The following is a 698-nucleotide window of genomic DNA, read 5'->3' on the forward strand; positions in this document are numbered from 1 at the left end:
GGCGGCCGCGACCCGTGCCGGGGGCAGGTGCGCGGCGAGCAGACCGGTGAGCCACGCGCCCAGCGCGGCGGGGACGAGCCGCAGGTCCCAGGTGCGGCCCGGCGCGCGGGCGTCGCGGTGCTCCTGGTGCTCCAGGGCCCCGGCCCACCACTCGACGGGGCGCCTCACACGCTCACCAGCGGCCCGAGCGACTCCATCAGGGCGGGGCCGATCCCCGGCACGGCGTCGAGGTCGGCGACGGCGGCGAATCCGCCGTGCTTCTGCCGGAACTCCACGATCCGTCCGGCCAGCACGGGCCCGACCCGCGGGAGGGTCTCGAGCTCGGCCGCGGTGGCCGTGTTGAGGTTCAGCGTCCCACCCGGGGCGGCGCCCTCCGGTGCCCCGGTCCCGGACGGTGCACCCGGGACCCCGGGCGGCACCGCCGCTCCCGGCGCCGCGGCGGCTCCGGGCGCCGGAGCTCCGGGAGCAGGGACGGGAGCGGTCTCGGTGTCGGGGACGAGCACCTGCTGGCCGTCCGTGACGGGGGCGGCCAGGTTCACGGACTCCGTCACGGCGGCATCGGTGAGGCCTCCGGCGGCCTCGACCGCGTCGACGACCCGGGCCCCGGCCTCGAGGGACACGACGCCGGGGCGGGCCACCTCCCCGGTCACGTGCACGTGCAGCGTCGACCCCGCCGCGGGCGGCTGGGCCGCGGCGGA

At 79.7% G+C, this 698-nt stretch carries 1 protein-coding gene; it reads right to left on the reverse strand.

Annotation, left to right across the window (positions count from 1 at the left end; genetic code table 11):
• Positions 1 to 164: 164 nt before the first annotated feature.
• Positions 165 to 698 (reverse strand): ComEA family DNA-binding protein (locus CRM73_RS19450; RefSeq protein WP_229588832.1); only part of this gene is annotated, 534 nt, incomplete at its 5' end.

Source organism: Kocuria sp. CCUG 69068, assembly GCF_020833785.1.
Lineage (GTDB): Bacteria > Actinomycetota > Actinomycetes > Actinomycetales > Micrococcaceae > Kocuria > Kocuria rosea.